9 protein-coding genes, 1 tRNA gene and 1 pseudogene are annotated in these 8,094 nt (G+C 37.2%); 5 read left to right on the top strand and 6 right to left on the bottom strand.

Annotation, left to right across the window (positions count from 1 at the left end; all coding sequences use genetic code 11):
• Window positions 1–87 precede the first annotated feature (87 nt).
• The gene (locus M3627_RS20255) at window positions 88–1,743 is read right to left on the bottom strand and encodes a hypothetical protein (protein ID WP_251557250.1); all 1,656 of its coding nucleotides are present in this window, start codon (window positions 1,741–1,743) and stop codon (window positions 88–90) included.
• Complete coding sequence (locus M3627_RS20250; protein ID WP_251557249.1) at window positions 1,736–2,530, bottom strand: ABC transporter ATP-binding protein; 795 nt, start codon at window positions 2,528–2,530, stop codon at window positions 1,736–1,738. Before M3627_RS20250 ends, M3627_RS20255 begins: the two co-directional genes overlap by 8 nt.
• A 278-nt stretch (window positions 2,531–2,808) precedes the next feature.
• On the opposite strand from M3627_RS20250, the gene M3627_RS20245 reads away from it, so the two are divergent.
• Window positions 2,809–4,008, top strand: coding sequence for a CynX/NimT family MFS transporter (locus M3627_RS20245; RefSeq protein WP_251557248.1), 1,200 nt, complete (start codon window positions 2,809–2,811; stop codon window positions 4,006–4,008).
• Window positions 4,009–4,056: 48 nt separating this feature from the next.
• A complete protein-coding gene (locus M3627_RS20240; protein WP_251557247.1) occupies window positions 4,057–4,401 on the top strand; it encodes a hypothetical protein in 345 nt (114 codons plus the stop codon).
• Between the two features lie 261 nt (window positions 4,402–4,662).
• Here M3627_RS20240 and M3627_RS20235 read toward each other — a convergent pair whose 3' ends face one another.
• Entirely contained in the window at window positions 4,663–5,724 is a 1,062-nt protein-coding gene (locus M3627_RS20235; protein WP_251557246.1) for a nitric oxide synthase oxygenase, read from the bottom strand.
• A 166-nt stretch (window positions 5,725–5,890) separates the two neighbouring features.
• On the opposite strand from M3627_RS20235, the gene M3627_RS20230 reads away from it, so the two are divergent.
• Window positions 5,891–5,963: transfer RNA gene (locus M3627_RS20230), tRNA-Val, on the top strand.
• Between the two features lie 105 nt (window positions 5,964–6,068).
• Here M3627_RS20230 and M3627_RS20225 read toward each other — a convergent pair.
• From M3627_RS20225 to M3627_RS20215, 3 genes are all read right to left on the bottom strand, one after another.
• Window positions 6,069–6,284: a hypothetical protein gene (locus M3627_RS20225; RefSeq protein ID WP_483315294.1), complete on the bottom strand. Its 216-nt coding sequence runs from the start codon at window positions 6,282–6,284 to the stop codon at window positions 6,069–6,071.
• A 241-nt stretch (window positions 6,285–6,525) separates the two neighbouring features.
• Window positions 6,526–6,792, bottom strand: a complete 267-nt coding sequence (locus M3627_RS20220; RefSeq protein WP_251557244.1) for a hypothetical protein — start codon at window positions 6,790–6,792, stop codon at window positions 6,526–6,528.
• Between the two features lie 95 nt (window positions 6,793–6,887).
• The gene (locus M3627_RS20215) at window positions 6,888–7,172 is read right to left on the bottom strand and encodes a hypothetical protein (RefSeq protein WP_251557242.1); all 285 of its coding nucleotides are present in this window, start codon (window positions 7,170–7,172) and stop codon (window positions 6,888–6,890) included.
• 166 nt (window positions 7,173–7,338) lie between these two features.
• Between M3627_RS20215 and M3627_RS20210 the strand changes: the two are divergent.
• Window positions 7,339–7,646, top strand: a pseudogene (locus M3627_RS20210) (IS3 family transposase); the annotation flags it as partial.
• Entirely contained in the window at window positions 7,641–7,955 is a 315-nt protein-coding gene (locus M3627_RS20205) for a hypothetical protein (RefSeq protein ID WP_251557241.1), read from the top strand. The pseudogene M3627_RS20210 and the gene M3627_RS20205, both read left to right, overlap by 6 nt.
• Window positions 7,956–8,094 lie beyond the last annotated feature (139 nt).

Below are 8,094 nucleotides of genomic sequence, written 5' to 3'. Positions count from 1 at the left end.
TCTTTTTTAAAAGCAGAAAAATGAGAGGTTTATTTGGTATGCGCAAAAAGTGTTCATTTGGAAAGTATCACTTAAGTAATTTCCAATTCATTTCTTTTTTTCGCTTGACATATTACCACTGGGCTTACTCCGAAAGAATGTGAGCTTCCAGCTTATAAAAATACTAATGATGAGCACCAAAATGTATAACCATTCGAGGCCAACCACTGCAATCATCATATGAATAACAGCAAGTACCCCAACTAAAAACATCGAACCAAACACTTTAATCACAGAACTTTCCTGTGCTTGCTTTGGTTCATTGGAAAAAGGAAATGGATCTTTAATGAACATCCAATAGGAAACAAGGGATAAAATTACTGCCACTAATAAAACTATTACTAGGTCCATCCATATACGAAAGGAAAAGATCCAAAGAAAAATTAAGCTTAAGGGTATTAATATAGGCAAAAAATAATTAATGATTGTTGCCTTCAAGGTGGCACTATATACTAGTCCTCTACTACGCATAGGTGCAACGTAAAATACCCAGTGCGCCTTATAGTAATTAGAATACTCCAGCAAGAGAACTACTGATGGAACAAAAATAAGTGAAAAGTAAATGATTATAAAAGAATTTCCATTAGCCAATTCCTCATAGCTGCTCATTCTTAAATTATTGAAAAGCATGATAAAGGGGAAGATAACGGCAAATCCCAGCATCGGATATACTTTCAGCTTCAATTCCCTTTCCTCCTTCAGCATCATCGAGGAAAATTTATAAAAAGCTCTTTCTTCCTTTGTTCTACACAAAACACTGGACCAAAATGAGGTCAGTCTTCGAGCTTTTTTCTTTTTTCTATTCGAATCACTTTGCAGCTTAGACAAGTAGTTTTCAAACGTAGGCATTAGTCGTACATATAGCAGAACAGCTATGATTGGAATGATTAGTGCAAGTATAGTAAAAAGAATGATATATAAGGAATAATTATTATTAAAAATCAACTCAAAAGGGGCTGCATACCAAAACGGCGGAAGGAATAAATGCCACCAGGCAAAGCTGTAATCGATATCCAGATTGACAATATCAAAAATGCGTCCTACTAACTGGTAGCTGACAGCCATCCCTATTGCCAAGAAAATTTGAACATAATTAATGACGTCCTTCAAAAATTCTCCACTAAAGAAACGAAGAACGAATAAGTATATAAAAGCTGTGAAAATAACCGTCAAACAGCTAATCATCCCTATTTCCACGAAAAATAAAAGGGCAAATAACGGGCCGAACTTAAAGATACTTACGATTAACGGTATGATCACGAAGGAACCAGTCAATAGAAAAATATAAATCAAAATGTGCATTATTTTGGCTGCATTGATCGTACGACTGCTAATAGGCTTAGGCTGAAGTATATTTTTATCCCGGATATCAAGCAGCACAGCAGAAAAGTCTGAGATCATGGACGTCATGAGTATTACAAACATAGAACTGAACATGATCGTGAGAGAAAAAAGAAAGTTATCTCCTAAAAAAAGAAAAGGGGTTAACAGAAGAAGTCCAAAAAGACCATAAACCCATAAGGACTTCGTAAATTGGTTGCCATCCTTTTTTTCTTTTGAGCCATTAAATATAGGAGGCAACCTCCGGCTATCCATTGTCAGCTTTAGCTGTAAAATTCTCCTCATTAAGTCATAATCAATATCAAACTTTAAAAATATCTTCCGAAACCGGTCCAGCACTCTAAGCGAAGCAAAATCATTCATGTGAGTTTCCCCCACTAACCGTTTGCACAAAACGTTCTGCAATCTCTTCATGTTCGTTAAAGCCAGTCAGCTGATTAAATATTCCCTCTAAGGAGCCCTCTTGACTTTGTTGCTTAAGCTCTTCAAAGCTTCCGTCCGCCACTACCTCCCCATTTACTAAAAGTACAATCCGATTACTGATTTTCTCAACGACATCCATTATATGAGATGAGTAAAATATAGTTTTCCCTTGTGCTGCAAGCTTTGCAAGTATCTCTTTTATGACCATCACACTGTTCGCATCCAGTCCACTAAGTGGCTCATCATAAAATAATAAATCGGGGTCATGTAGCAGGCTCGAAATGATTAATACTTTTTGTTTCATTCCCTTGGAAAAAGAGGACAGTCTTTGATGGAAGGCAGCCTCTAAGCCGAATTCCTTCATAAGCGTAAAAGCCTTCACTTCTGCCTCCTTGGTTGTTAGTCCATACATTTCACCAGTAAAAACAAGATATTCATAAGCCGTTAGATTTTCATAAAGCTCTGCCGTTTCGGGCACGTAGCCTATTCTCCTTTTATATGTATAATTGTTTTTATTAATATTTTCACCAAAGATTTCAATCATTCCGGAGTAACCATCAATCAAGCCTAGGATTAGTTTTACAGTTGTACTTTTACCTGCTCCGTTCGGTCCGATATACCCGATGATCTGACCCTCATAGACATCTAAATTCACCCCGCTAAGCACTGTTTTGTGCCCGAACTGCTTCGAAACATTTACTAAGGATAAAATTTTTTGCGCTTTCATTTAATTCCCCCTGTATTTTATAGACATGTAATTGATTGGTGCTATTGGCTGGATGTCTTCCATGATTACCTTTTCAAACGTTTAACTAACTTGCATCTATCCAACCCACTAGTATAATAGAATGTAATTATTCAAAATATTTACAATTAGATTGTAACATATTGTTATTCCTTATCGATGACTATCTTTCTGTTTTTTGTAGCTGTTGAACTTTTCAGATAAAGCGTGTAGGATTTTCTAATATCGATGTATTAAAAGCTGTGAGGAGAGAAATTGCTTTGTTGACTACTTCAGAAATTCACAAAAAATCAATCGCCTTATTAATCATAGGGATTATATTCATCTCCTCTACATTGCGAGCACCCCTTACCGCAGTTGGTCCTATCATCTCTTATATTCGAGATGGGCTCGATATCTCCAATGTGTTGGCTGGTTTTATCACAACAATTCCATTGCTTGCCTTTGCAATTGTTTCTCCATTTGCACCTAGAGTAGCACGCCGTTATGGAATGGAAATGACTTTATTTCTTGCTATTTTACTGTTGGCGTTCGGAATTGCCATTCGGTCCACCGGGACTCCCTTCTTCCTATTGTTTGGCACTGCTTTAATAGGAATCGCCATTGCGTTTGGTAATGTGTTAATCCCTAGCTTCATCAAGCTTAAGTTCCCTTTACAAATTGGGTTGCTTACAGGTATTTTCACCGTATCTATGAATCTCTCTGCTGGCATTGGTGCAGGCATTAGTTATCCCATTGCAGAAGGATCATTCCTTGGTTGGCAGGGAGCTTTAGGAATCTGGTCTATTTTAGCTGTCATCGCCTGCCTTGTTTGGGTACCTCAAATTAAACAGAGGCAGCAGATTGTTCCTAATGTTCCCGATACTAACCCTATAAAAGCTAAATCCATCTTGAAATCTCCTTTAACATGGACTATTACTTTATGTATGGGATTCCAATCCCTTATCTTTTATACAACGGCTGCATGGATCCCGGAAATATTGCAGACCCAGGGGATGGAGGCTGGGAAATCAGGTTGGATGCTATCCACCATGCAGTTTTCACAGCTTCCAATGACCTTTCTTATACCAATCCTTGCAGGACGGATGAAGGATCAAAGAATACTAGTCGCAGTATTTTCAATTTGTTATTTGATTGGGTTTATTGGGTTGTTGTACGGTAGTCTTTCTCTAGCAATACTGTGGATGGTATTCCTAGGATTAGGAGGCGGGGCATCGTTTGGGTTAGTGATGATGTTCTTCTCTCTTCGATCCAGAACACCTATGGAGGCTGCAGACTTATCTGGTGTTGCGCAATCTATCGGCTATTTACTTGCTGCAGTCGGACCAGTATTCTTTGGGTTTGTTCACGATACGACTGGAAGCTGGGATACTCCAATACTATTATTCATTGTGACAGTTATTCTTCTTTTCTTTGCCGGAGTGCATGCAGGTAGAGATCGGTTTGTATCAGAGGGATAATAAAAAGCATCGCAGGATAAGAAAAATACGATGAGACAGGGGAAGGATATGAAAAAATTCCAAGCACTGACTTATAAGGAAAGGGTCAAGCGATATTTAGTAGTAACGGTCATTCTAGCAATAACTATGTTACTGATGCCATATGAATATCCCACCTGGACCCCAGTACTCACGATTGCTATCATGGCTGGTACCATAATTTATAATCTGTTTAAATGGAATATCCAGACGATAAGCACCGGGAATGCTATTTTAATATACAATACGTTCTTAATGATCATTCTCTGTTACTTCGTATTTTTCATCCCGTACAACATTTCATTTATGTATAGTGTGACATATTTTGTCCTTACAATCACTGCTAGCATAATTGACTACTTTAGAAAAAAGTGATTAGATGCTGTAAAAACTCAATATTTTCAGTATCCATTCCATGAAAAGGAAAACTCAGATAAAGCGAGGGTGTAATATCTTCTACTCCCTCATTGTAGTCCATACTCTTTCCCGATTGCTTCATGATTATATTTACATAGATTAACTTATTCTGCAGATTTATCAGATAAACCTTTTCTAAGCTTTAATTTCTATACTTATATTCAGAAAGAAAGACCATCCGCATTTGAACTGGATGGTCTTTTGCTATTTAACTAACTATTAATATGGGTTTGGCTGGTAGGAATAATTTGGCGTTATCTTTTCATTGTTATAAGGCTTGTGAAAGATATGGGTTGTTGCAGGTGACATCGGTGGGATGAGCCAAGTCCAATTCCCAGTGACGTCTCTCCCTGCATCCCGTTCTATTTCCTCAAACTTTTTAAACTGATGAGCAGCCGTATGATGATCCACGATACTCACCCCGTCCTCCTTAAAGGAATATAAAACAGCCGCATTCAGTTCGACCAATGCGCGGTCCTTCCAAAGAGAGGCGTTCGACTTAGTGTTCAAGCCCATTTGCTTAGCAATGGTAGGCAGCATATTATATCGATAATCATCCGCGAGATTACGTGCACCTATCTCTGTTCCCATATACCACCCGTTAAATGGAGCAGCAGCATACGTAATCCCGCCAATTTCCAGCTTCATGCTAGAAATCATCGGAACGGCATACCATTTTAGCTGTAGGTTTTGAAACCAATCCATTTCTGGATGCCGAAAAGGAACCTCTAAAATATACGAATCTGGAATGTCCAAAACCTTTGGAGGCTGATTATTCACTTGAATGACAAGCGGGAGCACATCAAAGTTTGTACCCTTCCCTTTCCAGCCAAACCCCTCGCATACTTTCGTAAAAGCAAGGGAATCAGAATCTCCAATGACTCCATCCTCGGTTTCATAGCCAGCATAACGTATGAGCTGATGATTCCAAACACGAACATCCGTTGAAGAAAAAATGGTAATCGTCGGTCTGATTCGTCCGTCGTTCGAAGCGTACTCGATATGGTCAAGCAATGCCTTGAAAATGTCTTCTTCCTTACATAAATCTCGCTTATCGAAAACAGTCAGACTTTGCCAAAACAAACGACCAATGCATTTATTGCTATTACGCCAAGCAACTTTAGCACCGAACTCCAGCTCCTCCGAAGTATGTACATATGTGCCACAGCGATTGATTTCAACTTCTATTTCTTCCAGGCGAGCAACCATCTCACGTTCCTCTTTACCTGTCTCTATGTAATAAAGTCTTATAAATTCCTGCGCTTCAGTTAACATGATCATAGCCCCTCCCACTATCTCTTCCATCTTAGTGGAAGGGAGCAGTCCCAAACAAGTACCTCAGTAGAGGGAGATGTGAGGAATTTATGACACCCCACTTAGGAGAAAAGAAAAAAACTATATACTACCAACTCTGGTATATGATAAAATCAGATTAACTTTAAAACCCGGTCTTGTAGCTCAGTTGGGAGAGCACCACCTCGACAAGGTGGGGGTCGCTGGTTCGAGACCAGTCGGGACCATATATTAATAGTAGCCACAACCTTTGTTATCACAGGATTTGTGGTTTTTTATTTACACGAAGAATATTTCAATTTTTGTAGTTGGGGTTAAAATGGGGTTAAAATCTAAGTATTATAAGCCCTAAATTTACCGTCCGGAACAGCCCTAGCAAATCCTATTAGAACATCACCTTTCCATGCACCAACAGATATTTCCCGTTTTAACATTTCTTCAATATCTTGTTCTTTTCTATCTTCCCACCAACCTGCATCACTATAAAGTCTAATAAGTTCAGTTGCTTTTATTGGTTTCTCAATAAAACTCTTAACCTCCACTTTCAAACTACCATCCCCAAAAATCTTTCATTATATTACCTCTAAATTTGTGTATTTAATGCCCCCTTGGATTCGTTACATTTTCTGCAACAAGGAAGAAGGTTGTCCCATTCAAAAGTTAGATCTGGAAATATAGACTTAAAATAGTTGCTACTTACTAGCCCGCGATTGTTTTATAACTGTATGATATATAGTTTTCAAAGCATAATAAAAAGCCACATGTGCATGGATGTGACTAAAAAAATTATTATGTTCTTATCCAGTTATTCTCTTCATAACCTTTCAATACTTCTTCAAGATGTTCTTCTGTATTGTAGATTAATTTATGTCTACTTAAAAACACTGTGCAATATTCACCATCAAGATTAATAATAACATATGTAACTATTGTTGGATTTAAGTAAGAAGAAAAACCTTGATCTTCGATTATATCCCCTTTTCTAGGAACAAAAGTAAATTCATCGAAATCATATTCTTTCACCATACAAATTTCACCATCGCCAATAAAAATCATGAATTTTATTTTCAGACTTTTCACCTCCCTTCACACTAATCATAATGTGGATGGAAATGATTATATGTAGTAATAATTTGACTACATACTAAATTTTACTCTTCTTTCATGTCCATCTGAATCAAATGTTTACATTTCGGACATTTACATGTTAACTTGTATGTCTTTTTCTTAGGATTAACTTCATCCGCTAATGTTTGTACTATTCCTGGAAAAGAAAGAGCAACTGCGACAACAGAGATAAAGTTTAAAGGATCCAGTTTACCTTCAATCCCTTGAACTATCAGGACTAGAAGCATGTAAAAGAAAAACAATATTAAGAAGATAGCTAACGTATATTTAATGATTTGATTATAAATTGATTTCACTTTATTCCACATATATTATCCCTCCTTAACTTAAAATACGGGTATAAATGGAAAAAGTTTCATAATAAAAAGCCACATCGAATTTGCAGTGACCTAAAGAAATGAGACAAATAAAAACACCTTTCGTTGAAAAACGGGTATACATTACCTAACTTATCAATACGGAGGTGTTTTTTCTATGGGAACAAGAATCAGTTATCCAGTAGAGGTAAAAATGAAGGCCATTGAAATGCGATTGGCTGGGGTGCCGGTAAAAGAAGTAATGGAAGAGTTAAACATTCGGAACAAAACACAATTGGAAACATGGTTGCGGTGGCATCGAAATGGAGAAACCCACCGCCTCCATCAACCAGTAGGTAAACAATATACCTTCGGTAAAGGACCGGAATATGGTAGTGAGACTGCCAAACTACAGGCAGAGAATCGTTTTTTGAAACAGCAGATTGAAGTCTTAAAAAAGTACAAGGAATTGGAAAGGAAGTGGAGATATTAGAACAATTATACAATGATTATTGCAGTGGATACTCATTTCTACGATATTTAGGGCTTACCTATATTACTGGAATTGATGCACTTCCTAAGTTACAACAAAAAGATGATTGGGATAAATTCGAATTTGATAGTAAAAGAGAAATACTAAATAGTATTAAACCTAAGATTTTTCATGAAACTATGCGGTTATTGTCTTTTTTTCAAAAAGGACTAATAAAGATAGAGGAAAATGATTACAGCGATTATCGAAAGGAAGAAGAAAAAATAGAACTTAATAATATAGAGAGTATGTTTAAAGAATAAATCCTTATTGTGCTAACGGGTGCTTCGTATTATAAGGTTAACCAGTTTTTACTGGTTGACCTTATTTTTATAGGATTTAATATATCAGTAGCCAGGGTAGGACGTACGGGTGCGTGGGACAATGATCCCGTCGGCTAAA

Origin of the sequence: Psychrobacillus sp. MER TA 171 (genome assembly GCF_023713305.1) — a bacterium.
Classification (GTDB): domain Bacteria; phylum Bacillota; class Bacilli; order Bacillales_A; family Planococcaceae; genus Psychrobacillus.
This window is presented reverse-complemented; position numbering and strand designations above follow the sequence as displayed.

Excerpts from the sequence above, each read along its gene's own strand:
- M3627_RS20220 (WP_251557244.1), bottom strand. The coding sequence starts at position 6,792 with ATGATTTTTATTGGCGATGGTGAAATTTGTATGGTGAAAGAATATGAT.
- M3627_RS20235 (WP_251557246.1), bottom strand. The coding sequence starts at position 5,724 with ATGATCATGTTAACTGAAGCGCAGGAATTTATAAGACTTTATTACATA.
- M3627_RS20215 (WP_251557242.1), bottom strand. The coding sequence starts at position 7,172 with ATGTGGAATAAAGTGAAATCAATTTATAATCAAATCATTAAATATACG.
- M3627_RS20250 (WP_251557249.1), bottom strand. The coding sequence starts at position 2,530 with ATGAAAGCGCAAAAAATTTTATCCTTAGTAAATGTTTCGAAGCAGTTC.
- M3627_RS20240 (WP_251557247.1), top strand. The coding sequence starts at position 4,057 with ATGAAAAAATTCCAAGCACTGACTTATAAGGAAAGGGTCAAGCGATAT.
- M3627_RS20255 (WP_251557250.1), bottom strand. The coding sequence starts at position 1,743 with ATGAATGATTTTGCTTCGCTTAGAGTGCTGGACCGGTTTCGGAAGATA.